The sequence below is a fragment of the Burkholderia sp. USMB20 genome (assembly GCF_000949135.2).
Lineage (GTDB): Bacteria > Pseudomonadota > Gammaproteobacteria > Burkholderiales > Burkholderiaceae > Burkholderia.
This window is the reverse complement of the sequence record NZ_JTAN02000021.1, coordinates 89,138-114,909: the sequence shown is the minus strand read 5'-3', so window position 1 is coordinate 114,909 and position 25,772 is coordinate 89,138. Positions and strand designations below refer to the sequence as shown.

Annotated in this window: 21 protein-coding genes; 10 read left to right on the top strand and 11 right to left on the bottom strand. The window is 67.5% G+C overall.

Annotated elements, in window-relative coordinates; genetic code table 11:
* Positions 1–44 precede the first annotated feature (44 nt).
* On the top strand, positions 45–983 hold the full coding sequence (locus PL79_RS30860) for an alpha/beta hydrolase (RefSeq protein WP_044843229.1): 939 nt from the start codon (positions 45–47) through the stop codon (positions 981–983).
* 130 nt (positions 984–1,113) lie between these two features.
* On the opposite strand, the gene PL79_RS30855 is transcribed toward PL79_RS30860, so the two are convergent.
* Positions 1,114–2,352 (bottom strand): SfnB family sulfur acquisition oxidoreductase, encoded by a 1,239-nt coding sequence (locus PL79_RS30855; RefSeq protein ID WP_044843228.1) that lies wholly within the window; start codon positions 2,350–2,352, stop codon positions 1,114–1,116.
* Between the two features lie 293 nt (positions 2,353–2,645).
* Between PL79_RS30855 and PL79_RS30850 the strand changes: the two genes are divergently transcribed.
* Both PL79_RS30850 and PL79_RS30845 read left to right on the top strand, forming a co-directional pair.
* On the top strand, positions 2,646–3,911 hold the full coding sequence (locus PL79_RS30850; protein ID WP_044843227.1) for an acyl-CoA dehydrogenase family protein: 1,266 nt from the start codon (positions 2,646–2,648) through the stop codon (positions 3,909–3,911).
* Positions 3,908–5,308: an LLM class flavin-dependent oxidoreductase gene (locus PL79_RS30845; RefSeq protein ID WP_044843226.1), complete on the top strand. Its 1,401-nt coding sequence runs from the start codon at positions 3,908–3,910 to the stop codon at positions 5,306–5,308. Before PL79_RS30850 ends, PL79_RS30845 begins: the two co-directional genes overlap by 4 nt.
* 113 nt (positions 5,309–5,421) lie before the next feature.
* Here PL79_RS30845 and PL79_RS30840 read toward each other — a convergent pair whose 3' ends face one another.
* Complete coding sequence (locus tag PL79_RS30840) at positions 5,422–6,636, bottom strand: FAD-dependent oxidoreductase (protein WP_044843225.1); 1,215 nt, start codon at positions 6,634–6,636, stop codon at positions 5,422–5,424.
* A gap of 183 nt (positions 6,637–6,819) precedes the next feature.
* Here PL79_RS30840 and PL79_RS30835 point away from each other — a divergent pair, with 183 nt between their 5' ends.
* From PL79_RS30835 to PL79_RS30825, 3 genes are all read left to right on the top strand, one after another.
* Positions 6,820–7,764, top strand: a complete 945-nt coding sequence (locus tag PL79_RS30835) for a LysR family transcriptional regulator (protein ID WP_044843224.1) — start codon at positions 6,820–6,822, stop codon at positions 7,762–7,764.
* Positions 7,765–7,877: 113 nt separating this feature from the next.
* The gene (locus PL79_RS30830) at positions 7,878–8,636 is read left to right on the top strand and encodes an SDR family oxidoreductase (protein ID WP_044843223.1); all 759 of its coding nucleotides are present in this window, start codon (positions 7,878–7,880) and stop codon (positions 8,634–8,636) included.
* Between the two features lie 138 nt (positions 8,637–8,774).
* The gene (locus PL79_RS30825; protein WP_044843222.1) at positions 8,775–9,752 is read left to right on the top strand and encodes a bifunctional helix-turn-helix transcriptional regulator/GNAT family N-acetyltransferase; all 978 of its coding nucleotides are present in this window, start codon (positions 8,775–8,777) and stop codon (positions 9,750–9,752) included.
* A gap of 13 nt (positions 9,753–9,765) precedes the next feature.
* Here PL79_RS30825 and PL79_RS30820 read toward each other — a convergent pair whose 3' ends face one another.
* The 5 genes from PL79_RS30820 to PL79_RS30800 form a co-directional block, all read right to left on the bottom strand.
* Positions 9,766–10,098, bottom strand: coding sequence for a cupin domain-containing protein (locus tag PL79_RS30820; protein WP_044843221.1), 333 nt, complete (start codon positions 10,096–10,098; stop codon positions 9,766–9,768).
* Positions 10,099–10,202: 104 nt separating this feature from the next.
* Positions 10,203–11,630, bottom strand: a complete 1,428-nt coding sequence (locus PL79_RS30815) for an MFS transporter (protein ID WP_044843220.1) — start codon at positions 11,628–11,630, stop codon at positions 10,203–10,205.
* 311 nt (positions 11,631–11,941) lie between these two features.
* Positions 11,942–13,420, bottom strand: a complete 1,479-nt coding sequence (locus tag PL79_RS30810) for a sensor domain-containing diguanylate cyclase (protein ID WP_044843219.1) — start codon at positions 13,418–13,420, stop codon at positions 11,942–11,944.
* Positions 13,421–13,562: 142 nt separating this feature from the next.
* Positions 13,563–14,657: a potassium channel family protein gene (locus PL79_RS30805; RefSeq protein WP_044843218.1), complete on the bottom strand. Its 1,095-nt coding sequence runs from the start codon at positions 14,655–14,657 to the stop codon at positions 13,563–13,565.
* 62 nt (positions 14,658–14,719) lie between these two features.
* Positions 14,720–16,054 (bottom strand): NAD(P)/FAD-dependent oxidoreductase, encoded by a 1,335-nt coding sequence (locus PL79_RS30800; RefSeq protein ID WP_044843217.1) that lies wholly within the window; start codon positions 16,052–16,054, stop codon positions 14,720–14,722.
* Positions 16,055–16,300: 246 nt separating this feature from the next.
* On the opposite strand from PL79_RS30800, the gene PL79_RS30795 reads away from it, so the two are divergent.
* Entirely contained in the window at positions 16,301–16,948 is a 648-nt protein-coding gene (locus PL79_RS30795; RefSeq protein WP_044843216.1) for a hypothetical protein, read from the top strand.
* Positions 16,949–17,178: 230 nt separating this feature from the next.
* Here PL79_RS30795 and PL79_RS30790 read toward each other — a convergent pair whose 3' ends face one another.
* Both PL79_RS30790 and PL79_RS30785 read right to left on the bottom strand, forming a co-directional pair.
* On the bottom strand, positions 17,179–17,463 hold the full coding sequence (locus PL79_RS30790; protein WP_044843215.1) for a hypothetical protein: 285 nt from the start codon (positions 17,461–17,463) through the stop codon (positions 17,179–17,181).
* 335 nt (positions 17,464–17,798) lie between these two features.
* Complete coding sequence (locus tag PL79_RS30785) at positions 17,799–18,008, bottom strand: hypothetical protein (RefSeq protein WP_044843214.1); 210 nt, start codon at positions 18,006–18,008, stop codon at positions 17,799–17,801.
* A 533-nt stretch (positions 18,009–18,541) separates the two neighbouring features.
* Between PL79_RS30785 and PL79_RS30780 the strand changes: the two genes are divergently transcribed.
* Both PL79_RS30780 and PL79_RS30775 read left to right on the top strand, forming a co-directional pair.
* Positions 18,542–19,396, top strand: a complete 855-nt coding sequence (locus PL79_RS30780; protein ID WP_044843213.1) for a helix-turn-helix domain-containing protein — start codon at positions 18,542–18,544, stop codon at positions 19,394–19,396.
* A gap of 120 nt (positions 19,397–19,516) precedes the next feature.
* Positions 19,517–21,184 carry an ATP-binding domain-containing protein gene (locus PL79_RS30775; RefSeq protein WP_044843212.1) on the top strand — a complete coding sequence of 556 codons (1,668 nt, stop codon included), beginning with the start codon at positions 19,517–19,519 and terminating at the stop codon, positions 21,182–21,184.
* A 79-nt stretch (positions 21,185–21,263) separates the two neighbouring features.
* Here the strand turns inward: PL79_RS30775 and PL79_RS30770 are convergent, their stop codons facing one another.
* A complete protein-coding gene (locus PL79_RS30770; protein ID WP_044843211.1) occupies positions 21,264–22,823 on the bottom strand; it encodes a methyl-accepting chemotaxis protein in 1,560 nt (519 codons plus the stop codon).
* A 229-nt stretch (positions 22,824–23,052) separates the two neighbouring features.
* Between PL79_RS30770 and PL79_RS30765 the strand changes: the two genes are divergently transcribed.
* Entirely contained in the window at positions 23,053–24,567 is a 1,515-nt protein-coding gene (locus PL79_RS30765; protein ID WP_044843210.1) for an MDR family MFS transporter, read from the top strand.
* Between the two features lie 91 nt (positions 24,568–24,658).
* On the opposite strand, the gene PL79_RS30760 is transcribed toward PL79_RS30765, so the two are convergent.
* Positions 24,659–25,657: a quinone oxidoreductase family protein gene (locus tag PL79_RS30760; RefSeq protein ID WP_044843340.1), complete on the bottom strand. Its 999-nt coding sequence runs from the start codon at positions 25,655–25,657 to the stop codon at positions 24,659–24,661.
* Between the last annotated feature and the right edge of the window lie 115 nt (positions 25,658–25,772).

Below are 25,772 nucleotides of genomic sequence, written 5' to 3'. Positions count from 1 at the left end.
CGCCGCTGCTACGATAGCGGGCGCCTCTCCTGAAACGCTTCGCCATGCGCCGACTCGCCCTTCCGTTCGCCATCGCCCTGATCGCCGGCTCCATCGCCACCGCCCACGCCACGCCGGGCGGGCCCGCGGCTGCGCCGGCGACGTCCGCGCCCGCGATCGTCCCGCCCGCAACGGTCGCGCCGGCCGCCCAGGAACCGCCGGTGAATCCGGGCAGCAGCGTCGTGCTGCGCGCGTTCCGGTCGGCGTCGCTCAAGCGCGACTGGTCGTACACGGTCTACCTGCCGCCAGGCTACAACCCGGAAGGCGCGCGCTACCCGGTGCTGTACCTGTTGCACGGCAATGCCGGCAATGCAAACGACTGGATCACGCAGGGCCGGCTGCAGGCCACGGCCGACACGCTGATCGAACGCCGCGAGATCCCGCCCGTCGTGATCGTGATGCCGCAAGGCGGCACCGACTGGTACGTCGACCGCAAGGAGAAGATGCAGAGCGCGTTCCTGAACGACCTGCTGCCGGAAGTCGAAGCGCACTTCGCGGTGTCGAACCAGCGCGCGGGCCGCGCGATCGGCGGCGTGTCGATGGGCGGCTTCGGCGCGCTGCGTTTCTCGCTGCTCGAACCGGGCCTGTTCTGCGGCGCGATGCTGTTGAGCCCCGCGATCTACGCGAACGAGCCGCCGCTCAATTCCGCCGCGCGCTATGTCGGCGTGTTCGGCGACCGGCAGTTCGACCCGCGCGTGTGGCACGAGCTGAACTACCCGGCCCTGATGCGCGGCTATTTCACGCGCAACTGGCGCGTGCCGATGTTCATCGCGGCCGGCGACGACGACCTGACGATCCAGGCCGAATCGAGCGTGCTGTACACGCAACTGCGCCGCGCGCAGAACCCGGCCGAACTGCGCATCGTCGATGGCGGGCACACGTGGGACGTGTGGCGCGGGGTGCTCGGGTCGGCGTTGAAGTACGCGCTGGAATGCGTGAAGTAATGCGTGACGTAATGGAGCCGGCCGACGCGTCAGGCAACCGCACGACGATCACCTGACGCCGCTTCGTTCGCTGCGCGGGCGTCGCCGGCGCAAGGCGCGCGCCGCGCTGTCGCGCTGCCTCGCGCCCGATTCAATTCCACGCGTGACGCGCCGGCCGCACGCCGTTCAGGTAGTAGTTGCCGACGAGGTGATACTTCCACCGCACCGGATCGTGCAGCGTGTGCGTGCGCGCATTGCGCCAGTGCCGGTCGAGATTGTGTTCGGCGAGCGTCGACTGCGTTCCCGCCAGCTCGAACAGCTTCTCGCCCGCGAGCAGCGCGATCTCGGTCGTCAACACCTTCGCCTCGCCGACCGCGACCGATGCACGCGCGACGTCGTCGTCGGTCACCGTGCCGCGCGCGCCGATCTCGTCGAGCGTGCGCGCCGCGCGTTCGAGCAGCGCTTCCGCCGCATGCAACTGGATATGCAGACGGCCGATCTCGCGGACGATCAACGGATCGTCGGCCGCCCGTTCGACGCCGCTGTCGACCCACGGCCGCGTGCGCGTGCGCACGAACGCCTCCGTATCGGCGATCGCGGCCTTCGCGATGCCGGCATCGATCGCCGCCTGGACGATCTGCGACAGCGGGCCGTTGAGCGTCGGCTCGTCCGACACACGCTGCGCGTGCAACACATGCGAAGCCGGCACGCGCACGCCGTCCAGCACCACCGTGCCGCTCGCGGTCGTGCGCTGCCCGAAGCCCGACCAGTCGTCGATCACGGTCAGCCCCGGCGTCGGCTGCGGAATGTAGGCGAGCCATGCCTGCTGCGCATCGTCGAGGCCGAGCACCGGCACGTAATGCGCGAACAGTGCGCCGGTCGAATAGAACTTCGTGCCGTCGACGACATAGTCGTCGCCGTCGCGCCGCACGCGTGTCTTCAGGTCGAGCACGTGCTTCGTGCCCTTCTCCGAGAAGCCGTTGCCGAAGCGCTTGCCGCTCAGGATCTCCGCGAAGAAGTGGCGCTTCTGCGCGTCGGTGCCGGCCAGCGCGATCACGTCGACCAGCCCGAAGTGGTTCTGCGGCAACTGCCCGAGCGACGCATCGGCCGCCGCGACGATCTTGATCACCTCGGTGAGCGTCACGTTCGAGACGCCCGCACCGCCGTAGGCCTTCGGCACCGTGATCGCCCACAGCCCCGACTGCGAGAACCATTCGATCTCGTCGCGCGGCAGCCGGCGCTCGCGGTCCCGCTCGGCCGCCCCTTCGGCCAGCCGCTGCGCGAGTGCCTGCGCAACCGCGATCGCCTGTGCGTCGTCGGCGATCACGCGGGCCACCTGCGGTCTTGCGTCGGCCGGCCGGTCCTGAATCGTCGCGCTCGTATCTGACATCGGGCTCTCCTGTCGAATCACGAAAGCACTCAATCTAGCAGCGCGCCGCAGGCCGGCAAACCGAGCGATTCTCGTAACTATATTCCTTCGGATAACAAACGACATCGCACGGCACCGCATCCGCTTCCGCGCTTCGGCGTCGCAATCGATGCCCTGGCGTCGACGTTTCACGGCGCCGTTCGCGTAATGCGCAGCGACGATAACGATCTGCGAATCCGTTATTGGAACGTGCGCGTCGTGCTTCCTATACTGGGCTCCCGGTGCAAACGGCCCCGCCCTACGAGGAACCCCGCATGACTTCGTCGCACGCAGATACCGAACTGTCCACCGGCACCGACTACGACGCACTCGCGAGCCGGTTCCGGCCGATCTTCGACCGGATTGCCGCCGGCACCGCCGAGCGCGAACGCCGCCGCGAACTGCCGTACGAAGCGATCGGCTGGCTCAAGGCCGCCGGCTTCGGCGCGATACGGCTGCCGGTGCGTGACGGCGGCGCCGGCGCGTCGCTGCCGCAGCTGTTCCGGCTGCTGACCGAACTCGCCGCCGCCGACTCCAATCTGCCGCAAGCGTTGCGCGGCCATTTCGCGTTCGTCGAGGACTGGCTGAACGCGCCGCCCGGGCCGCAGCGCACGACGTGGTTCGATCGTTTCGCGAGCGGCCAGCTCGTCGGCAATGCGTGGTCGGAGGCCGGCGACGTTCCGCTCGGCCAGACGATCACCAAGGTATCGGAGCAGAACGGCCGGCTCGTGTTGAACGGCCGGAAGTTCTACAGCACCGGCAGCCTGTTCGCGGACTGGATCGACGTGTTCGCGCAGCGCGAAGAGGATGGCAGCGACGTGATCGTCGCGATCGCCACCGGGCAGCCCGGCGTGATACTCGAAGACGACTGGGACGGCTTCGGCCAGAAAACGACCGGCAGCGGCACGACGCGCTTCGAGAATGCGGCGGTCGACGCCGACCACGTGATCGATTTCGCACGCCGCTTCAAATACCAGACCGCGTTCTACCAGCTGTTCCACGTCGCCACGCTGGCCGGCATCGGCCATGCGATCGTGCGCGACGCGGGCGAGCTCGTGCGCGGCCGCACGCGCGTGTACAGCCACGGCAACGCCGCGCGCGCCGGCGACGATGCGCAGCTCCAGCAGGTGATCGGCGAAATCGCGTCGTGGGCCTATGCGGCCGATGCGCTCACGCTGCGCGCCGCGCAGCCGCTGCAGCAGGCATACGTCGCACGCTTCGGCGGCGACGACGAAGCCGAACATGCCGCCAACGTCGCCGCCGAAATCGAATCCGCGCAGAGCCAGCTCGTCGTGTCGGAACTCGTGCTGCGCGCGGCGACGCGCCTGTTCGACGCGCTCGGCGCATCCGCGACGCGCAGCACGACCGCGCTCGACCGTCACTGGCGCAACGCGCGCACGGTGTCGTCTCACAATCCGCTCGTCTACAAGGCGCGGATCGTCGGCGACTGGGTCATCAACGGACGCACGCCGCCGTTCGTCTGGCGCGTCGGCAACGGTGCAGGTGCGCAAGCAGGCACGGAAACGGGAGCCGCGCGATGAGCAAGACCATCCGCTTCAACGCGTTCGAAATGAATTGCGTCGGCCATCAGTCGCCCGGGCTGTGGGCGCATCCGCGCGATCGTTCGTGGCAGTACAAGGATCTCGACTACTGGACCGATCTCGCCCGCGTGCTCGAACGCGGGATCTTCGACGCGATCTTCATCGCGGACGTGATCGGCTATTACGACGTCTACCAGGGCAGCAACTACCACGCGCTGCACCAGGCCGCGCAGATCCCCGTCAACGATCCGCTGCAGCTCGCCGCGCCGATCGCGATGGCGACCGAGCATCTCGGTATCGGCATCACCGCGTCGACGACGTTCGAGCATCCGTACACGTTCGCGCGCCGGCTGTCGACTGCCGACCATCACACGAAGGGCCGGCTCGCGTGGAATATCGTCACGTCGTACCTGGAAAGCGGCGCGAAAAACGTCGGCGACAACGGACTGCGCACCCATGACGATCGCTATGCGGTCGCGGCCGAATACGTCGAGGTGCTGTACAAGCTGTTCGAAGGCAGCTGGGAAGACGGCGCGGTCGTGCGCGATCGCGACGGCCGCGTGTTCACGCATCCGGAGAAGGTGCACGAGATCGGCCACAAGGGGCGCTTCTTCGACGTGCCCGGCTATCACCTGTGCGAGCCGTCGCCGCAGCGCACGCCGGTGCTGTTCCAGGCCGGCGCGTCCGGCCCCGGCAAGGCGTTCGCCGCGCAGCACGCCGAATGCGTGTTCGTCGCCGCGCCGTCCCGCCCGCAACTCGCGCGCTATGTCGCCGACGTGCGCGCGCAGGCCGCCGCCGCGGGCCGCGACCCGCACGACGTGCTGATCTACAACCTCGTCACGGTGATCGTCGACGAGACCGACGAGAAGGCGCAGGCCAAGTTCGACGAGTACCGTCGTTATGTGTCGTACGACGGCTCGCTCGTGTTCATGTCCGGCTGGACCGGCATCGATTTCGGCCAGTACGCGCCGACCGATCCCGTCCGGCGCGTCGAGACGAACGCGATCGTGTCGGCCGTCGAGCATCTGGCCGGCGGCGATACCGCGTGGACGATCGAGGAACTGGCCGCGTGGGGCGGCATCGGCGGGATGGGGCCCGTGTTCGTCGGCTCAGCGCAGACCGTCGCGGACATCCTGCAGGAATGGGTCGCCGCGACCGACGTCGACGGCTTCAATCTCGCGTATGCCGTTGCGCACGAAACCTTCGAGGACATCGTGCGCTACCTCGTGCCGGAGTTGCAGCGGCGCGGCGTCTATCCGACCGAATATGCGCCGGGCACGCTGCGCGAGAAGCTGTTCGGTGCATCGGCGCGGCTGCCGGACGCCCATCCGGCCGCGCGGTTTCGCGACATCGAACAGGTCAAGCGCGACGCGCAACAGGTGGCCGACTACGCGTGACGGCCAGCCGGGCTGGCCAGCCTGCACGAGAAAGGCCGGCCTTCCCGACGAACGACCCCACGCAACTGCCGCACCGGTTGCCTGATGCACTGCCACTGATCGCGCCTGTCAGGTCAAAGCCACGTCCCGCCCTGCCGCTCGTTCGGTTCATCGGCGAGCGCGTCGAAATCGTGAATCCAGTCCAGGTGATGCAGCACGCTGTCGCGCTCGCCGAGACGCGCATTGCGCGCCTGCGCGGCCGGCCCGTCGGGCAGATGCAGCACGTCGGCCGCGGAGATCGACGCGTACTGCACCTTGCGTGTGCGGCCGCGCCGCAGCCGCTCGTACGCTTCCTGCGCCTCGTGCCAGTTGCCGCGCCCGGCCTTCGCCAGTTGCGCGGCCAGCACCATCGCGTCCTCGATCGACTGGTTCGCGCCCTGCCCGTGATGCGGCACCAGCGCATGCGCGGCGTCGCCGATCAGCGTCACGCGCCCGCGGCTCCAGCGGCCGAGCGGCGGCCGGTGGAACAGCCCCCAGCGCTGGCTGATCGGCACCGCGGTGATCATCTGCACCACCGCCGGATGCCAGTCCTTGAACAGGCGCAACTGCTCGCCCTCTTGCGCCGGCATGACCCAGTCGCGCGACGGCCACGGCGACGGATGACGCTCGACCAGCAGGAAGTTCTGGTCGTCGTTGTCGCCGATCGGATAGTGCAGCAGGTGGCCGTGCGGCCCGACCCAGAACTGAATGGTCTCGGGATCGGGCAACAGGTCCATCCGCTCGGCCGGCACCACGCCGCGAAAGCCCGAGCACCCCGAATACAGCACGTCGTCGTAGCCGAGCATCCAGCGCCGCGTGATCGAACGCGCGCCGTCCGCGCCGATCACGAGATCGGCGTCGACGCGTACGCCGTTGGCAAAGCTCAGCGTGACGCGATCCGGATGCTGCGCGAGATCGACGAGCCGATGGCCGAGATGAATCTGCCCGACACCGACCGCCTTCGACAGGATCGCCTGCAGGTCCGCGCGATGCACGCCCCAGTACGCGCCGCCGAACTGCCGGCGATAGTCGGGTTCACCGCGATGATGGCCGATCACCGTGCCGCTGCGCCCGTCGCGATAGACGAGGCCGGGAATCTCCGCGCACACCGCGTCGAAAGCCGGCCGTAATCCCATTCGTTCGTAGAAGCGCGTCGCGTTGGCCGACAGCGCGACGGCTGCCCCCACCTCGCGCAGCACGTCGGTCTGCTCGTACAGTTGCGCGTCGATGCCCTGCTCGCGCAACGCAAGCGCCAGCGTCAGGCCGCCGATGCCGGCCCCGACGATCGCGATCCTCAGATTCGTCTGCATGATGAACGTGTCTCCGATATTCAGATGGTGAGTGGTCGAGGCCGCGGTGCGCGTGCCCCGCCCGGCGCGCCTGTCGAATGCGAGCGCCGTATCGGTATTTTCAGCAGCGCTCCCTTATCCCACAATAAAATGCAGGGAATCTGCTTCATCACTGACCGGAATGATCGGAGACAACCCGGAACCATGGAACTGAGCGAGATCGACCTCAATCTGTTGCTGCTGTTTCAGCGACTGATGCAGGAGCGGCGCGTGTCGACCGTCGCCGAGCAGATGAACATGAGCCAGCCGGGCGTCAGCAACGCGCTCGCGAAGCTGCGCCGCCGGCTCGGCGATCCGCTGTTCGTGCGCGGGCCGGGCGGCGTGGTGCCGACACCGTTCGCGCTGCGCCTGGCCGAACCGGTTGCGCACGCGCTGTCGACGCTGCATGCCGCGCTCAACCCCGAGACCGGTTTCGATCCGCTGCGCGTATCGCGCACGATGACGATCGGGATGACCGATATCGGCGAAGTCGTGTTCCTGCCCGCGCTGCTCGAACACCTGTCGCGCACGGCACCGGGCATCGCACTCAATACGGTGCGCAACACGAGCGTCAACCTCGCCGACGAGATGGCCGACGGCCGCGTCGATCTCGCGATCGGCCTGCTGCCGCAGTTGCAGGGTGGGTTCTATCAGCGCCGGCTGTTCGATCAGCGATACGTGTGCCTGTTCCGGCGCGGGCATCCTCTCGAGGACGCGCCGCTGACCGTCGACGCATGGCGAGCGGCCGAGCATCTCGTCGTGGTGTCGGCCGGCACCGGTCACGGCCAGGTGGACGAATGGCTGAAGCGCCGCCGCGTGAAGCGCCGCGTGCGGCTGACGGTGCCGCATTTCATGAGCGTCGGCTATATCCTGCAGCGCACCGACCTGATCGCGACCGTGCCGGAACACCTGGCGCTGCAGCTCGCCGCGCCGTTTTCGCTCGGCTGGCGCGCGTTGCCGGTCACGCTGCCGGGCGCGCCGATCCACATGCTGTGGCATGCGCGCGTGAATCAGGATGAAGGCAACCGGTGGCTCCGCGATGTCGTGGTCAGCCTGTTCGCGCAAGCCGGAACGCGCGAACGCAAGGCCGCGCCGACGCGCAAGGCATAGCCGCTCGCGTCGCGAAATCCGGTGTGCGCGGTAGGATGTCGCTTCGACCGGCGCGGCGGGTCCATCGCGCGCCCGCCGCCGCTTTCCTCACCCAACCCGCAGGAAATCAAGCCATGTCTGTCTCGAAGAAGTTCGCCGCCGTCACGGGCGCCGGATCCGGCATCGGTCGTGCCGCGGCAATCGCGCTCGCGAACGCCGGATTTGCCGTCGCGCTGATCGGACGCAAGGAAGCCTCGCTGCGTGAAACGAAAGAGGCGATCGTCGCCGACGGTGGCGACGCACACGCGTTTCCGGCCGACGTCACCGACGAAGCGTCGGTCGACCACGCATTCGCGCAGATCGCGCAGCGGTTCGGGCGGCTGGACGTCCTCTTCAACAATGCCGGGCGCAATGCGCCGGCCGTGCCGCTCGACGAACACGAGTTCGACGTATGGAACGACGTCGTCGCGACGAACCTCACGGGCGTCTTTCTGTGCGCGCGGGCCGCGTGGCGCGTGATGAAGGCGCAAACGCCGCAGGGTGGCCGGATCATCAACAACGGCTCGATCTCCGCCTATACGCCGCGCCCGAACACGATCGCGTACACGGCCACCAAGCATGCGGTGGCCGGCATCACCAAGTCGCTCGCGCTCGACGGCCGTGCATACAACATCGCGTGCAGCCAGATCGACATCGGCAACGCGGCGACGTCGCTGACGGATCGCATGACGGAAGGCGTGCCGCAGGCCGACGGCCGCATGGCGCCCGAGGCGCGGATGGACGTCACGCATGTCGCGAATGCGGTCGTTCAGATGGCGAATCTTCCGCTGGATACGAACATCCTGAACATGACGATCATGGCGACCACGATGCCGTTCGTGGGACGGGGATAAAGCCCGGCGCCGCGCCGTTTCTGCTGCGCCGGGCCGCGATGCCGGGCACGTCGCCCGGCTGCCCGGCGACGCTCGTCCTTGACAAGTTGCGTGTCGCAACTAATATTACTTGCGACACGCAACTTTCCCGGGCTCGCCATGGACCTCATCGATATTCCGTCGAAGACGCGCGAAGCGACGATCCTCGAGCTTCGGGACTTCTCGCGCAAACTGGTTCGCGAACTGGGTTTCATGCGGGCGACATTGGCCGACAGCGATCTGGCGCCGTCTGCCGTTCACGCCGTTCTCGAGATAGGCATGGCGCCCGGCATCAGCGCGAAGGATCTGGGCAGCATTCTGCGTCTGGATAAATCGAACACGAGCAGGCAGCTTTCGCGGCTCGAAACGGCCGGCTTCGTGACGCGCCGCATCTCGCCCGACGATGCACGTGCGACGCAGCTGTACCTGACTGCCGACGGGCAAAAACTGCGCAAGAAGATCGACCAGTTTGCGACACGTCAGGTGTCGAATGCGTTACGTCGGATGGTTCCGGCGGACCAGCAAACCCTCGTCCGCTCCCTCGCGCTTTATAGCGATGCGCTCGCGCAAGACAATGCCACCGACGCGCGCACGCCTAAAGCGGACACCACGCAGATCGTCGACGGCTACCAGCCCGGCTGTATCGGCGACATAGCAAGCCTTCACGCGCGCTTCTATTCGGAACACTGGGGGTTCGGCGCTTTCTTCGAGAAAAAGGTGGCGACCGAACTCGCGGAATTTGCCGGCACCCTGCCGGCCGAGGGCAAGGCTCTGTGGCTCCATGCCGAACACGGCCGCGCGCTCGCCTCGGTCGCGATAGACGGGAATAAAGCCACGGGAATCGCACACTTGCGGTGGTTCATCGTCGACGATGGATTGCGTGGCTTCGGGATCGGACGGGAACTGATGACGCGCGCCATGCATTTCGTCGATGAGCAGCAGTTCGACGAGACCTACCTGTGGACGTTCAAGGGGCTGGATTCGGCACGCCACCTGTATGAATCGTTCGGTTTTACGCTGACCAGCGAATCGGAGGGCGCGCAATGGGGAACCAACGTCGTCGAGCAGCGCTTCAGCCGGCGGCGGCCAGGTCGATAAGTCGCGGCACGTTTCATCGATCGTGATAGATCGCGAGCCAGACCGACCGTTCTTCAGGATGCGTCCATGCGACGCGATGCCGGCAATGCGGTTCGATCAGCACGTAGTCGCCGGGGCGCATGTCGTGCAGCGTCGCGTCCGCTTCGAACTCGAGCACCGCGGCGCCTGACAGCAGCACGACCCATTCGGCGCGCGAATCGTCGTACCAGAACCCGTCGGGACTCGTGTGCCCCATCGACACGATCCGCTCGACGTTCAGGCGCGATCCCGCGACGAGCACGTCGACGCGCTCGTCGTCGCCGCGCGCACCTTCGAGGCTGAACAGGTTGCCGGTCTGGCGTTGCATGGTTCGACTCCGGGTCGGCCTTCGGCTGAAGGCGAATGACGCCAATGTAGCGCGAAGGCCGGTATTGCGGCGAACTTGTTTGCGGGTTCCGGCAAGCGCTGCATTCATGCGGCCGCCTCGGCGTCGATATCGCGCGCCGTCGGTTCATGACGCACGATCAGCAGGAACACGATCGGCGTGGCCGCGCTGACCGCGACGACCCAGAACATGTCCGTGCCGAGACGGGCCTGCAGGATCGGCAGCACGAACAGCGCGAGCGCCTGGCCGATCCCGCACAGCGAGCGCCCGAAGCCGACACCGGTGCCGCGGATCGCCGCCGGATACGACAGCGTCGGGTAGATCATCATCTGCGCACCCGGCCCGAAACCTTCGGCGAACAGCCAGGTGCCGAGCATCAGCAACACGAGGCCGATAGCGAATGCGCCGTGCGGATGCCCCGCCAGCGCGAGCGCGACGAGTGCGACGAACTGCAGCGCGAACCCCGCGATCGCGACGTGACGCGACGGATATCGATACGCGAGACGCATGCCCAGCAAACCGCCCGTCAACGCGAACAGCACGTTCAGCGCAAGCGACGCCGCGATCGTCTCGAACACGCCCGCGCCGAGAAACTGCGACAGGATCGACGGCAGGAAGAACGCGATCGCCGTGTATTCGAACGGAATGCACAGGTTCATCACGCTGGCGACGATCGTTCGGCCGAGATACGGACGCTGGAAAAGCACGCGAATCCGCACGGGCGGCGGGCTCGGCTCGCGCGGCGCGTCGTCCGCTTCATGGGCGTGAATGCCGTACGACTCGCGCAGGATGCGCGCGGCATTGGCCAGGTCGCCCTGATTCGCGGCCCACAACGGCGATTCGTTCATGAAGCGATTCCGGACCAGGATGATGACGAGCGCCGGCACCGCGCCGAAGATCAGCGACGCGCGCCACAGCCAGCCCGCATGCTCGGCCGGCAGCAGGAAATACATGCCGAAGATCAGCAGGAAGCACACCGACGACGCCACGTACCACATCGGGCACCATGCAGCGAGCCGCGACGCCTTGTTGCCGCGGCCGTTGAACTTCGAGAACTCCGCGAGAAACGCCATCGCGACGGGCAGGTCGATGCCGACCCCGAGCCCCATCACGAAGCGCGCGGCGATCAGCACCCAGACGTTCGGCGCGAGCCCGGCCGCGATCGCCGCGACGACGAAGAACAGCATGTCGGCCATGAACACCTGATAACGGCCGATCCTGTCGGTCAGCCATCCGCCGATCAGGCTTCCGAAGATCGTGCCGATCATGATCGCCGAGCCGACCAGCCCCGTCAGCGCGGGCGTCAGGCCGAATTCACGCGCGACGTCGTCGATGCCGTACGACAGTGTCGTCAGGTCGTACGCGTCGAGAAACACACCGCCGAGCGCAAGCAGCACGATCATCCGCGCGTGGCTGACGGAACTGTCCGTCGTATTGATCAGGCGCGCCACATCGCTCGCAGAGCGGATGGGCGCGGAAACCGGCGTGACTGCGTTCAGATCGATCGAACTCATCGCATTCCCTTGTTCGCCGCATGGCCGGCGATGTCCACATGGAGACAGGAACCCGACACGTGCATGCACGCTCGCCATCACCTGAAAAGTGGCTGCTGGAGCGTCGACACACAGGCATTCGGGTTCCGGAAGCGACGATTCTGTTCCCGCGATCCGGCATTCCCAACCGATATAAACCGATAAATTATTCGGTGCACGTCATAAAGTTTCGCGGCCGCGTACCCCTGGCAGGCACGCGCAGGTGCAATCGCGACCGCGGCGGGCTCGAGGCAATTCGAGCGCGGCCACGCGCCTGCATGTCGCGCCACGCGTCATGCCGGCGGCTGAAACGCGACGACCTTGTTCCGGCCGGTCGCCTTCGCGTAGTACAACGCTTCGTCGGCAGCCTTGATCACGGCCTCGGCCTCGGCATCGTGCTCGGGCGTCCAGCTCGCCAGGCCGATACTGGCCGTGACATGCCCGTGTTCGCTGCCGGCGTGTTCGAGCGGCAGTTCGTCGATCGCCGCGCGGATCCGCTCGGCAATCTGGGCGGCACCCGTCTCGGCGGTATCGGGGAGCAACACGACGAATTCCTCTCCGCCATAACGGGCCGCGGTGTCGGCCGGCCGGCGAATGTTGTCGCCGATGCAGCGCGCAACCGCAGCCAGCGCATCGTCTCCCGCCTGGTGGCCGTAGGTGTCGTTGTAGGCCTTGAAGCGGTCGACATCGACGAACAGCAACGAGAACACCGATCGCGCGCGCCGCGCGCGGCGCCATTCGCGGTCCAGCACTTCCGCGAAGCTGCGGCGATTGTTCAGGCCGGTGAGACCGTCGGTGCGGGCGAGCAGCACGAGTTCCGACTCGGCGCGCATCCGGCGCCGGAGTTGCGTGCCGAGCATGAAGGACACCCCGATGAACGCGGCGCCGAACGTCGCCACCAGCGCGCCGATCGTCACGGCGCGGTGCCGCCAGGCCGCGTAGATATCCTGCTCCGCCTCCGCGACCATGATGATCAGCGGGAGCTTGGGTAGATGTTTGAAGTAATAGAGACGGCGCACCCCGTCGATCGACGACGTTTCAGAGAACGAGCCCTCCGGCGCGGTCTGGAATCGCCGGAAGGTCGCGGCTTTGCTGATGTTGCGCCCGATGGTATGCACGTCGTACGGCTGGCGCATCACCATCACGCCGTCGTTGCCGATCAGCGAGATCGAGCCGTGCTGTCCGAGCGACAGGCCGGCGAACAGTTGGTGGAAATACTCGAGGTTGACCGCGATGAGCACAATGCCGGCAAACGAGCCGTCCGGGTTCGAGATCCGCCGCGAGAGCCCGATGCTGGGCGAGCCTCCTCGCAGGCGCGATATGAACGGATCGCTGACGTAGAGCCCTGCGTCCGGATTGTCGCGGTGGATGGTGAAATACTTGCGATCGGCGAAATTGCCGTGACGCGGCTCGTCGCCGGCGGAATCGAGGACGATGTTGCCGCCGGCGTCGAGCACCAGCATCGAGCCGAGAAACTCTGCCGTCATGGCGTGATCGAACAGCACGGCGCGCCGCAAGCTCGCGGGCGCGGTCATCACGTCGTGACGTTGAAGCCCCGCGATGACAGCCTGCAGCGACAGGTCGTAGAGTTCGAAATTGCGTTCGATGTCGCGCTCGGCGATCAGGCCAAGATTGCGGGAGGTTTCGCTCGCCCGCGCGAGCGCGTCGTTACGGCTCTGGAACAGCTGCAGCACGCACAGACCCATGAGCGCGCACGCAATCACGATACCGATCACGACGATGGTATAGGGCGCCGTCGACCTGAATTGCATGTGTCTCCTCGATGATCACGCTCGTGCGCGGCGCACGACGCGATTACCTCATACTAAATAACGCGCGGGGACATATCAAGCGGGGTTGCCCCGGTCACCGCGCGGCATGGCGCACGATGCCGGGATGCGGCACAACCGGCCCTCACACATCCGGATCCGGAATCCGCGCCGACTGAATCACGACCAGCGTATCCCCCGCCTCGATCCGGCACGGTGGATCCTCGTAGAACGAATGGATCTTCCCGCAGCGATCGAGCCCGACGACGATCGCACCCGGCACGACGTTCGTCATGCAGCCGATCTCGTGCGGCAATGCCTCGCGCTCCAGCAGCGTCGCGCGCCCGCGCGTCGACAGCATGTCGTTCACGAACGGCACGATGTAGCGGCTATGCACCGCATCCGCGAGCAGCAGCGCGCCGATCTTCGTCGACGACACGATCACGTCCGCGCCCGCCTGCCGCAGTTGCCGCTGATACAGGTTCTCCTGGATCCGCACGACGATCTTCGTCTCGGGCGCGATGCTGCGCACCGACAGCGTCAGCAGGATCGCGGTCGGGTCGTCGGTCACCGAGATGATCACGGCCTTCGCCGAGCGCACTTGCGCCTGCTGCAGCAGATCCTCGTGCGCGGGATCGCCGAGCAGCCCCGTCACGCCGAGCGACGTCGCGGCCTCGAGCGCCTGCTGCTGCGCATCGATCACGATGACCGTCGACGGATCGACACCGCTTTCGAGCAGCTCGCGCACGGCGATCGACCCCGACAGGCCGTAGCCGCACACGACGATGTGGTCGGACAGTTGCTTCTGCAGGCGTTTCATGCGGAATTCCTCGATGACGCGCTGGATCACGAACTGATACGCCGTGCCCAGGAAGATGAACCAGATGCCGATGCGGATCGGCACGATGAAGAACGCATCGATCAGACGCGCGCGCGCGGTGACCGGCACGATGTCGCCGTAGCCGACCGTCGCGACCGTGACCATCGTGAAGTACACGAGATCGGCGACATTCATCGGCGTGCTCTTGGTCGAATCGCGCAGGCCGTCGCGATCGAGATACAGCACGAGAAACGCGAGCATGCACAGCACCACGACCGCGCCGAGACGGAACAGCAGCGTGCGCCGCGGCGACGTCGCGGGACGCGTGAACAGCGTGCGCGCACGCGGCGCCTGCCACGGATCGCGGGCACGACGCAGGCGTGAGCGCAACGAGCGGCGCTTGTCGGAGGGCGTTGCCAACGGGGAATCTCCTGAAGATTGCGGGCTCGATTCTACGACGGGAACACGCGGGCCCCCGTCCGCTACAGCATGCTGCGCGGCCGCACCATCGTCCCGTCGGCGAAACGCCCGGCGCGGAACGCCGCCAGGTCGAGCGACGGCGCGCCCGTATCGACCCATTCGGCCAGCAGCCGCCCGACGATCGGCCCCATCGCGAAGCCGTGCCCGCAGAAACCGGTCGCGATCGCGAGCCCGGACGGCGTGCCGGGCGCGTCGATCACCGGAATCCCGTCGGGCAGCACGTCGATCAGGCCGGCCCAGGCCTCGACGATCTGCGCGTCCTTCAGCGCGGGGAAGATCGCCTTCAGCTTCGCGAGCGCGCGCGGCGCATGCGCGCGATTCGGCTGCGGCTGCGGATCGCGCGGCTCGATCGGCCCGCCTCCGCGGCCGACGCGCGCGCAGGCATCGCGCCACGCGGCGCCATTCAGATGCAGCCGGAACTTCTCGCGCTGCGACCAGAATTCCGGCCAGAACAGGCTCAGGCCGCGCAGATGGCCGAGCGTGAGGTCGACGTCGACCTGCATGTCGTCGGCGAGATTGATCGCGCCGTTGCTGCGTTGCCGGATACCGAGGCCGTGCCCCCAGATCGTCGACGCGGACACGTCGGGCAACACGTTGGTGCGCATGCAGGTGCCGCGCACGGCCTGCTGCGGCAGCCGGATGCCGACGCCGTCGAGCAGCCGGAAGCTGGTCGCGCCGGCCGCGCAGATCACGCGCCGCGTGCGGATCGTGCCGCGCTCGGTCACGACGCCGACGACCGCGCCGCCGGCCGTCTCGATCGCCGTCACGCCGCAGCCTTCGAAGAAACGCGCGCCGGCTTGCGTCGCGCGCGCCGCGAACGCGGCGGCCACGCGGCGCGGTTCGGCCTGCCCGTCGGTCGCCGTATACAGCCCGCCGAGCGTGCGCGCCTGCGTCGACAGCCCGGTCACGCGTTCGTCGATTTCCGCGCGCGTCAGCGTGCGCGTGTCGAGCCCGTGTTCGCGCGCAACGGCGAGCCACGCCTGGAACGACGCCCAGTCGTCGTCGTTGTCGGCGATATAGAGGCAACCGCCCTGCCGCCATTCGAGGTCGAAGCCGAGCGCCTGCTCAAGCCCTTCCCAGATCCGCATGCCGGCCATCATCAGCGGCACTTCGGCGGACTCGCGGCCCTGCTGCCGCACGAAGCCCCATGCGCGCGTCGATTGCTGGCCGGCGATGCGCGACTTGTCGAGCACGACGGCCTTCAGGCCGCGCAGGCCGAGGTAGTAGGCGGCCGCGCAGCCCATGATGCCGGCGCCGGCGATCACGATGTCGGCTTCGGCCGGAAACGCCGTGTCGGCGTGCGTCAATGCGTCGTGCAGCGGATAGGTGGTCGTCATTGTTCTCTGTTGGCGTCGATACGCCGGCACACGCATCGGCGTTCGCGATGGCATGCGCCGGACAGGCGCCCGGATTGAGGATCGGGATGGCGAACGTGGGGGAAAGTCGATGAACGATCCGGTGCGTGGCCGCGGCCCCGCCGCCGGTGACGGTTGCCCGTCGACCGTCCCTGTTTTTTCGCCTTGACGGCGCTATGTTACCGCGCGATAAACTGTATATCCATACAGTGCCTCTTCAGCAGTAACATGATCCTCCCCCCATTCGATCCCCCGAAGCTGAACGACCTCACCGAATGGTGGACGAAGTGCACCTACGCCGACGTCCAGCGACTGATCCTCGAGGTGCAGCACCTTCGTCTGACGCTGTGGGAACTGAAAGCGCACGTCGCGGATGCATCGCGCGGGATCCGCGTGCTCGATCCGGCCATGCTCGCGCACGGCTCCGCACTGCGACGGCTGACCTACCTGCTCGAAAAGGAAATCGAGCGCGCGAATCCGATCGGCCGCTCGCGCGACGTATATGCACCGTTTTCCGACGAATGGCGCGCCCGTGAAGCGCTGCGATGCGCATTGCGCGCGCCGCCGGAACCCGCGGAAGCCGGCACGCTCCCCTGCACGATTCCGGAATTCCGGCGCGTCACCTGGGCCGAGCTTCGCGATCGCTGGCGTCATCTGAGCGACAGGCAATCGAGCCGGCAGAACATCGAGCAACGCATGGTGCTCGAGATCGCGCGTCAGCGATCCGTGATCCTCGCGCGCGCGCGAAAACTCGTCGATGCCGCGATCGCCGAAGCGGCGGCGGAAGGCAAGCAGTTGTTCGCGCTCGATCAGCTCAAGCGGCTGCTGTCCGTCGAGCGGGAAGACGGAGAGCCGTTCACGTATATGCCGGCGTAAGGCAATTCGAATTCGGCGGTCGTTTTTCGAGGGTTCTTCGATGTCGTTCGTTTTCCTGATCATGACGACATGACGATACTTTCCCGTGCAATGCGTCGGGCAGGCCATGCTTCATTGATCAATGCCGAAGGCGCGATGACCGCGAGGTCATCGCACCTCATGGACGTTATCGAAGATCGAAAGGCGCGGTTCGCGCCGGGACGATCCCGGTGCAACCGGTATCGGGGTGATCAGTGTGGATAGCTCAACCGACGCGTTTGCGCGCGCGCCGTGCGGTTGTACGGCTGAAGCCGCGCGAGCTGTTCGATCGACATCGTGACGACTTCGAGCACATGCCGTGCGATCTCGTCGTCCGTCATGCCGGCGTCGACGTACTGTTCGATGCTCATCGTTCGAGGCGGATGGCTGCCCGCGTCGGCGTCGACGATGTAAATCCTGGCGGTACGGTGCTCCGACGACAACACGAGCTGGACAGTTTTACCGAGAACGACGATCTGCATGCACAAAGTGGCCATTCGCTGCCTCCAATTGCGTTGCCTTCAATCGAGCATCGAACGATACCTCACAACCCGGGCGATGAATCTACTCGCTTCCCCGGATATTCGAAACCATCAGGAATCAATCGCGGGCCGGCTGTCCATCGCCTTCCGCGAACCCTTCTGCCGGACGCGACGATCCGGGCGCGTCGCCATGCGGCAAAGGCGGGAAGGTGCGCCCGCGCCCGCCATGCATCCGGGCGTCCCTCGTGATTTTCGCTTTGAATGGGGGCGCCCGTTCGGCGCCCTGATGGCTCACAGTGCATGCACCGGCCGGTCGAGCCGGCGCCCGTCTTGAACGGACAAACGACGCGCTACGCGTAGCGGCTCAACCAGGCTTCGGAGAATGCTTTCGCGTAGGCGACGGCGTCTGCTTCGGTATCGAATTCGCCCAGCTTGCGGAAAGCGGCCTCGCGGCTGAAACCCAGCTTCGTGACCTCGACCTGGGCGGCGTACTTGCCGTCCTCCGTCACGCGCGGTTCGCAGTTCATCTCGTACCCGCGCATCACAAATTTCTTCTGCATCGCTTCAACACTATTTTGAGACGGGCGAATCGTAGCATGGGGTTCCGCCGCGTTCATGCGCGCTCGACAATGGCATCCCCATCGGTTTCATTAGAGTAAGCCGTCGAATCATTCGCGTACAAGATGTCGGGCCATCCGGCCCGACGCGCGACGCCATGTAAAAATTTGTCGCCGACGCAGCGGCACGAATGCCGCGGTTCGGCTCGCCGACACGCCCTGCTCTGGTGCATTTCGTCTGCAGTGCGGTGCGATTACGTGCCGCTCGGCGAGGAATCGTGTCCCGGCGCCTCGCGATCCGCGTCCGAAGGTTGCGAACGGGCCAGTGGTGCCTGACGCACGCCTGCGGATCTAGCGTAACGTCATGACACACCTTTCACAGAAAGGCACCGATTGCGACATGGAATGACACTCGTTTTGCGGTAAAGTTATCTTTTCCGCGCGTGGCCGGTCGGCTCGCCCCTGGACGTCATAAAGACTGTCCGCCGAGACTGCCGCAAGGCGTCGTTCTGAACGTCACGATCCGTTCCCGTAGCATGACCACTGAAGCAATCACCACGGATTCCCTCGCGGTTGCCGAGCGCGTGCGCGAGCTGATGACCCGCAACGGCATCGGCAAGCGCCAGCAAACCACCGAGCTGTGCCGCATCCTCGACCTGAGCTTTTCGCAGGGTCACCGCAAGCTGCGCGGCAGCAGCCCCTGGACGCTCGCGCAGATCAAGAAAGTCGCCGAAGCCTACGGCGAGCCCGCCGCTCAACTGTTCGGCGCGCAGACGCTCGACCCCGGCATGGTCGGCGCCTATTCGCAGGAGGCCGTCCTGTACGCCGGCGTCGCCGAAATTCCGTGCACCGCCTGGATCGGCGCGCCGCTCGAAGCCGGCGCGCGCCCCGAGTTCGTCGCGTACGAACAGAACGGCCGCTGGCGCGTGCTGCGCCATACGGGCGTGCTGTATCAGAACGCGTACGACGTGCACAAGATCGAGATCTATCCGCGCCGCGCGGAGAGCGACAAGCTCGTCGTCGCGGTGATCGATCCCGATCGCGTCAGCGCGACCGAGTTGTGCCGCTATCTCGAGCGGCAGGGATTCTCGACGGCCGCGTTCGACGGCCTCGCGCCGTTCGTCGACGCGCTGCAGGGCCAGGCGTTCGACGCGGTCGTCACCGAATGGCTGTTCGACGACAGCACGGCCGCCACCGCGATCAAGGCGGTGCGCACGTCCGACAATCCGGGCGCGCCGATCTTCGTGCTGACGGGCGACCTGCTCACCGGCCGCGCGAGCGAAGCGGACATCAGCGAAGTGATCCGCGCATTCGACGTCGTCTGCTACGAAAAACCCGCGCGCATGGCGATCCTCAGCGCCGACCTCGCGAAGCGGCTCGCACGCGGGTAATTCCCGCACGCCGTCTACCTCTTTCGCATGGCCGGCGCCCCTGCGGCGCGGCGGTCGTGAACGGGTTCCTCAGTACAATAGCCGGACCCCGTTCACGACCGGCATCCGCCGCCCGACTTCATGGCCCGCCTCATTCCCGACGACTGGAAAAGCCTCGCCGCCACCGGCGCGGCCGAACGCGAGCGCGAGACGCTTGCCGCCCTCGAACACGCGCTGCCGGACAGCTACACCGTCTATCACGGCGTGCACTGGACGCGTGCCGACCAGGGTTTCTCGGTGTTCGGCGAAGCGGCGTTCGTCGTCGTGAGCCCGGCCGGCCGCGTGCTGCTGATCGAGCAGAAGGCCGGCTTCCTGCGCGAAACGCCGAAGGGGCTCGTGAAGGTCTACCTGCAGAAGGAGCGCAACGTCCCGATCCAGCTCGCGCGCACGCAGGAGACGCTGCACCGGCGGCTGACCGCCGCGCTCGGCGCGGGCGTCTATGGCGTCGAGGCGCTGCTGTACTGCCCCGACTACGCGATCCGCGAGACGGCGATCGCCGGCGTCGCGGCCGACCGCATCGTCGACGCGTCGCGCAAGGCGCAGCTCGCGCAGGTGATCCTGCAGATCCTGCCCGAGCACGACGAGCCGTTGCCGAACGCAGCGAAGCTGCATCACTTCCTCGCGGACGAACTGGCGCTCACGCCCGACACGAGCGCGCTCGTCGGGCAGGCCGGCACGCTCGTCACGCGGCTGTCGGGCGGGCTTGCCGAGTGGGCGCGCCAGCTCGAATTCACGCCGTTCCGCTTGCGCGTGACGGGCACCGCGGGTTCGGGCAAGACGCAGCTCGCGGTGCAGGCGATGCGCGACGCGGTCGCGGCCGGCAAGCGCGTGCTCTACGTGTGTTTCAACCGGCCGCTCGCCGACTACATCGCGCGCATCGCGCCGCCCGGCGCGAAGATCGCGAACTACCATCAGCTGTGCGACTGGGTCGCCCGCGACGGCGGCTATACGCCCGACTTCGACACGCCCGGCGCGTTCGAGCGGCTCGAGGCGCGCTTCGCGCAAGCGCCGATTCCGGAACGCTGGCGCTTCGATGTGCTGATCGTCGACGAAGGACAGGACTTCCACGCGCCGTGGGCGGCGGCGCTCGAGCGCCTGCTGGCGCCGGACGCCGCGTGGTGGTGGCTGGAAGACCCGCTGCAGAACCTCTATCTGCGCGAGCCCGTCGCGCTGCCCGGCTGGGTCACGTTGAAGGCGCTGACGAATTACCGCAGCCCGCGCGACCTGCTCGAATTCGTGCGCGACGTCGTCGGCCGCGTCGAGCCGCTCGCGGCCGAACTGCGCTCGGGCAGCCCGTTCGACGGTTCCGATCCGTCGGTGTCGTCATACGGGGAAGACGGCGCGTCGGGCGACGCACTCGCCGAAGCATGCATCGACGCGACCAAGCGCGCGATCACGCACGCGCTGTCGCTCGGCTTCCGCAAGCAGGACATCGCGGTCCTGTCGTATCGCGGCCGCGAAAGCTCGGTGCTCGCGCGGCTCGACCAGCTCGGCCCGCACCGGGTCAAGCGCTTCACCGGCAAGTACGACCTGTTCGGCAACCCTGAATATCGCGAAGGCGACGTGCTGCTCGATTCGATCTACCGCTTCAAGGGACAGTCCGCGCCGTGCGTGATCCTCACCGAGGTCGACTTCGACACGCTCGACGCGCGTGCGGCCCGCAAGCTGTTCGTCGGCGCGACGCGCGCGACGATGAAGCTGCTGCTCGTCGCGTCGGCGCGCTCGGCGGCGCAGCTTGCGGGTGGATGACGCGGCGGAACGCGGGTGGCGGGCGCGCGCCGGATGACTACCCCGCCCACTGCTCCCGCTGCGCGCGCCGCACCGTGCGTCACGCCACCCGAAACGCCCCCACCGCCCGCCGCAGCCCATCGGCCTGCTCCTCGAGCGACGCCGCAGCCGCCGCCGCCTGCTCGACCAGCGCCGCGTTCTGCTGTGACACCTGATCCATCTGCGACACCGCGCGGTTCACCTGCTCGATACCGTCGCGCTGCTCGTTCGACGCGGCCGCGATCTCGGTCATGATGCCCGTCACGCGGCCGATCGCCTGCTGGATGTCCTGCATCGTCGCGCCGGCCACGCCGACCAGCCGCGACCCCGTCGCGACGCGCTCGACCGACTCGCCGATCAGCGTGCGGATCTCCTTCGCGGCCGACGCCGAGCGCTGCGCGAGCGTGCGCACCTCGCCCGCGACCACCGCGAAGCCGCGGCCCTGCTCGCCCGCGCGCGCGGCTTCGACCGCCGCATTCAGCGCGAGGATGTTGGTCTGGAACGCGATGCCCTCGATCGTGCCGATGATGTCGGCCACCTTCTGCGAACTCTGGTCGATCTCGTTCATCGTGCCGATCACCTCGCCGACGACCGTCGCGCCGCGCGTCGCGATCTCGCTCGCGTTGTCCGCGCACGCCTGCGCCTCGACCGCGTGATCGGCGTTCTGCTTCACGGTCGCCGTCAGCTGTTCCATGCTCGCGGCCGTCTCCTGCAGCGCGGACGCCTGCTCCTCGGTACGCTGCGACAGGTCGGTGTTGCCGGCCGCGATCTGGTGCGTCGCGGTCGAGATCGCTTCGGAACCCTGGCTGACCTGGCGCACCGTATCGGCAAGGCTGCGCTGCATGCCCGTCACGCCCTTGACCAGCTCGGCCATCTCGTCGCGCGACGACCAGCGCACTTCCGACGTCAAGTCGCCGTCCGACAGGCGGCGGAAATGCGACAGCAGCCGGTTCACCGGTTGCGTGATCGCGAAATGCAGGCCGACCGCGCAGCCGAGACACGCGGCGAGACCGAACGCGATGCCGGCGATCGCGCCCGCGCGCATCCAGCCGTAATAGGTCTGCGCGGTGTCGTAGACGTCCTTGCCGCGCGCGGCCTGGTACGCGTCGAGCGCGTCGGTCGCCTGCGTGAGCGCGACCGACAGCGGCGGCGCGACCGTCATCAGCAGGCGGTCGGCGTCGTCGCGGCGTCCCGCGCGGATCGCGTCGATCATCGGCTTCAACGCCTGTCCGATCAGCGCCTGACGCGCGGCGTCGAGCCGGGTCGCGAGCGGGCCTTCGTCGCCGTCGTGCGGCATCGTCGCGTAGGTGCGCCACGCGGCGTCGGCCTTCGCGAGATAGCCCTCGGCCTTGTTGACGAGCTCGGGCACTTCCGGCGCCTCCGGATGCAGCATCGCGCGGTCGAGCGTGGTGCGCACGATCGTCAGGTTCAGGCTCGCGGCGGACAGCGCGGTCTTCGCGGCCAGCTCGCGCGTATAGGCTTCGTCGAGCGCGCGGTTCGAGCGCTGCATGCCGGTCAGGCCGATCAGGCCCGACACGACGAGCAGCACGGCGACGAGCCCGAGCGTGGAAAAAATCCGCGTACGGATCGAGAAACGGGAAAACAGGGCGTTCAGGTTCATGACGGCACGGGAGCGATAAAGGGTGCCGCGGCAATCGGTCCGCGGCACTCTGGATTACGGTTTGCCTGCAAAAAACTTGAGTCCGGTCCGCCGTCGGGCTGATCGCGATCAATTTTCCCGGCCGGCAATCTCCTGTTACCGATGCAACAAATCGAGGCCCGGCAGAAATTGACCAGGCAACAAATTATCTCTATATTTCGCTCCATTCCCTGCCATGGCAGATATCTCGATGAGAACCGATACCCTCCTTGCCCCGCCGGCCGCCGACGCGGCCCGCCGCGATGCGCCGACCGGGCTGATCGTCGCCGCGCTGCTGCTCGTCATGCTGCTGTCCGCGCTCGACCAGACGATCGTGTCGACCGCGCTGCCGACCATCGTCGGCGAGCTCGGCGGCCTCGACCAGTTGTCATGGGTCGTCACCGCGTACCTGCTGTCGTCGACGGTCGTGCTGCCGCTGTACGGCAAGCTCGGCGACCTGTACGGCCGCAAGATCGTGTTGCAGGCCGCGATCGTGCTGTTTCTCGCCGGCTCCGCGCTGTGCGGCATCGCGCAGGACATGACGCAACTGATCGTGCTGCGCGCGCTGCAGGGGCTCGGCGGCGGCGGGCTGATGGTCGTCACGATGGCCGCGATCGGCGATCTCGTGCCGCCCGACCGCCGCGCGCGCTATCAGGGGATGTTCGGCGGCGTGTACGGCCTCGCGACGATCGTCGGGCCGCTGCTCGGCGGCTTCCTGGTCGAACACCTGTCGTGGCGCTGGATCTTCACGATCAACCTGCCGCTCGGCCTGCTCGCGCTCGCGGTGATCGGCATCGCGTTCCGGCCGCATACCGCGCACGTGAAGCACCGGATCGACTACATGGGCGCGGCGTTCCTCGCGACGGCCCTCACCTGCGTGATCCTGTTCACGAGCGAAGGCGGTTCGCTGCTGCCGTGGTCGTCGCCGCAGCTGTGGATGACGCTGGTGCTCGGCGTGGTCGCGGTCGGCGGCTTCATCTACGAGGAGCGGCTCGCGGCCGAGCCGATCATGCCGCTCGAACTGTTCCGCCAGCGCACCTTCGTGCTGATGAGCCTGATCGGCTTCGTCGTCGGCATCGCGCTGTTCGGGTCGGTCACGTTCATTCCGCTCTATCTGCAGGTCGTGAAAGGCTCGACGCCGTCGCAGGCCGGGATGCAGCTGCTGCCGATGATGGGCGGGATGCTCGCGATGTCGGTCGTCAGCGGCCGGCTGATCTCGCGGCTCGGCACGTATCGGCCGTTTCCGATCGCGGGCACGCTGATCGGCGGCGTCGCGATGGCGCTGCTGTCGACGCTGTCGCTCGACACGCCGCTCCACACGATGTACGCGTACATGGCGCTGCTCGGGATCGGGCTCGGCATGGTGATGCCGGTGCTGACGCTCGCGGTGCAGAACACGGTCGAATTCCGGCACATGGGGGTCGCGACGTCGGGCGCGACGCTGTTCCGCTCGATCGGCGGTTCGCTCGGCGTCGCCGCGTTCGGCGCACTGTTCTCGCACGGGCTGCAGTCGCGGATCGTGCAGGCGCTGCCGGCCGGCACCGAGCTGCCGCCCGCGCTCGGCCCGGCGGCCGTGCACCAGTTGCCGGATGCGGTGCGCGATGCGTACCTGCATGCGTTCGCCGGGTCGCTGCATGTGGTGTATCTCGCGGCGGCCGGCGTGATCGCGATCGCGTTCGTGCTCGCCTGGTTCGTCGAGAGCGCGCCGCTGCGCAAGCACCACTGATTCGCAGGCCGGCGGCAGCGATCGCCGGCCGATCGACGCCACGTGGCGACCGTTCTCCCGATTTGCGATTGCCGTGCCGCCCCGCCCGCCGTCACGGCACCAGCACCACCCCGCCCGTCGTCTGCCGCGACTCCAGCAAGCGATGCGCGTCGGCCGCCTGTTCGAGCGGCAGCCGCGCGCCGATCTCCACGTGCATCCCGTCCGCGAGCCGTTCCAGCGTCGCGCGCGCCGCTTCCCGATACCCCGCCACGTCACGCGCGATGAAACCCAGCACGCTCGGCCGCGCCAGCGCGATCGAGCGGGCCGGCCCGAGTTCGTCGAGATCGATCGTCTGCCGCGCGCCGATCGCGGCGACCTGCCCGATGCTCGCGACCATCCCGAACGGCCGGACCGCGCCGAGCGTACGCGTCAGCACGTCGCCGCCGATTCCGTCGATCGCGTAGTCGACGCCTGCGCCGCCGCCGAACGCGCGGGCCGCCGCGACGAAATCCGCCTCGCGATAATCGACCACCGCTTCCGCCCCGTGTGCGCGCACCAGCGCCGCCTTCGCGGCCGAGCCGACCGTGCCGATCACCCGTGCGCCGAGCGCGCGCGCCCACTGCGTCGCCAGCAAGCCGACGCCGCCGGCCGCCGCATGCACGAGCACGGTCTCGCCGGCGCCGACCCGCCGCACGCGGTGCAGCAGCATGTAGACGGTAATGCCTTTCAGCAGCCCGGCCGCGGCCGCGTCGTCGCTCACGCCGTCGGGCACGGACACCACGCGCTCGGCGGGCAGCGTGCGCAGGCTCGCGTAGCTGCCGGTCGGCAGTCCCGCATAGGCAACGCGCTGGCCCGGGACGAGCGCCGTCACGCCGGGCCCGACCGCCTCGACCACGCCGGCCGCCTCCACGCCGAGCGCGTCCGGCAGTGCCGGCAACGGGTGCGCGCCGGTCCTGAAATAAATGTCGACGAAATTCACGCCGACGGCGGTCTGGCGAATCCGCACCTCGCCGGCACCGGGCGGCACGACGGGCGCATCGACACGGCGCAGCACGCCGGCGTCGCCGTAGCGGTCGATCCCGATCCGGGTGGCGGTGGCAGTTTGGGTCATGACGTTCCCCGCAATCGAATGAAGTGACACGATCATCCCATCGTGCATAATCGAACGGAATTCCCGTTATGCACCCATCTACTGTGCAAAATTCGACCGAACCAACGGCAGTGTC

Excerpts from the sequence above, each read along its gene's own strand:
- PL79_RS30775 (WP_044843212.1), top strand. The coding sequence starts at position 19,517 with ATGGCCCGCCTCATTCCCGACGACTGGAAAAGCCTCGCCGCCACCGGC.
- PL79_RS30795 (WP_044843216.1), top strand. The coding sequence starts at position 16,301 with ATGATCCTCCCCCCATTCGATCCCCCGAAGCTGAACGACCTCACCGAA.
- PL79_RS30845 (WP_044843226.1), top strand. The coding sequence starts at position 3,908 with ATGAGCAAGACCATCCGCTTCAACGCGTTCGAAATGAATTGCGTCGGC.
- PL79_RS30800 (WP_044843217.1), bottom strand. The coding sequence starts at position 16,054 with ATGACGACCACCTATCCGCTGCACGACGCATTGACGCACGCCGACACG.
- PL79_RS30835 (WP_044843224.1), top strand. The coding sequence starts at position 6,820 with ATGGAACTGAGCGAGATCGACCTCAATCTGTTGCTGCTGTTTCAGCGA.
- PL79_RS30840 (WP_044843225.1), bottom strand. The coding sequence starts at position 6,636 with ATGCAGACGAATCTGAGGATCGCGATCGTCGGGGCCGGCATCGGCGGC.
- PL79_RS30855 (WP_044843228.1), bottom strand. The coding sequence starts at position 2,352 with ATGTCAGATACGAGCGCGACGATTCAGGACCGGCCGGCCGACGCAAGA.
- PL79_RS30850 (WP_044843227.1), top strand. The coding sequence starts at position 2,646 with ATGACTTCGTCGCACGCAGATACCGAACTGTCCACCGGCACCGACTAC.
- PL79_RS30820 (WP_044843221.1), bottom strand. The coding sequence starts at position 10,098 with ATGCAACGCCAGACCGGCAACCTGTTCAGCCTCGAAGGTGCGCGCGGC.
- PL79_RS30770 (WP_044843211.1), bottom strand. The coding sequence starts at position 22,823 with ATGAACCTGAACGCCCTGTTTTCCCGTTTCTCGATCCGTACGCGGATT.
- PL79_RS30810 (WP_044843219.1), bottom strand. The coding sequence starts at position 13,420 with ATGCAATTCAGGTCGACGGCGCCCTATACCATCGTCGTGATCGGTATC.
- PL79_RS30785 (WP_044843214.1), bottom strand. The coding sequence starts at position 18,008 with ATGCAGAAGAAATTTGTGATGCGCGGGTACGAGATGAACTGCGAACCG.
- PL79_RS30790 (WP_044843215.1), bottom strand. The coding sequence starts at position 17,463 with ATGGCCACTTTGTGCATGCAGATCGTCGTTCTCGGTAAAACTGTCCAG.
- PL79_RS30815 (WP_044843220.1), bottom strand. The coding sequence starts at position 11,630 with ATGAGTTCGATCGATCTGAACGCAGTCACGCCGGTTTCCGCGCCCATC.
- PL79_RS30780 (WP_044843213.1), top strand. The coding sequence starts at position 18,542 with ATGACCACTGAAGCAATCACCACGGATTCCCTCGCGGTTGCCGAGCGC.
- PL79_RS30760 (WP_044843340.1), bottom strand. The coding sequence starts at position 25,657 with ATGACCCAAACTGCCACCGCCACCCGGATCGGGATCGACCGCTACGGC.
- PL79_RS30830 (WP_044843223.1), top strand. The coding sequence starts at position 7,878 with ATGTCTGTCTCGAAGAAGTTCGCCGCCGTCACGGGCGCCGGATCCGGC.
- PL79_RS30825 (WP_044843222.1), top strand. The coding sequence starts at position 8,775 with ATGGACCTCATCGATATTCCGTCGAAGACGCGCGAAGCGACGATCCTC.
- PL79_RS30860 (WP_044843229.1), top strand. The coding sequence starts at position 45 with ATGCGCCGACTCGCCCTTCCGTTCGCCATCGCCCTGATCGCCGGCTCC.
- PL79_RS30765 (WP_044843210.1), top strand. The coding sequence starts at position 23,053 with ATGAGAACCGATACCCTCCTTGCCCCGCCGGCCGCCGACGCGGCCCGC.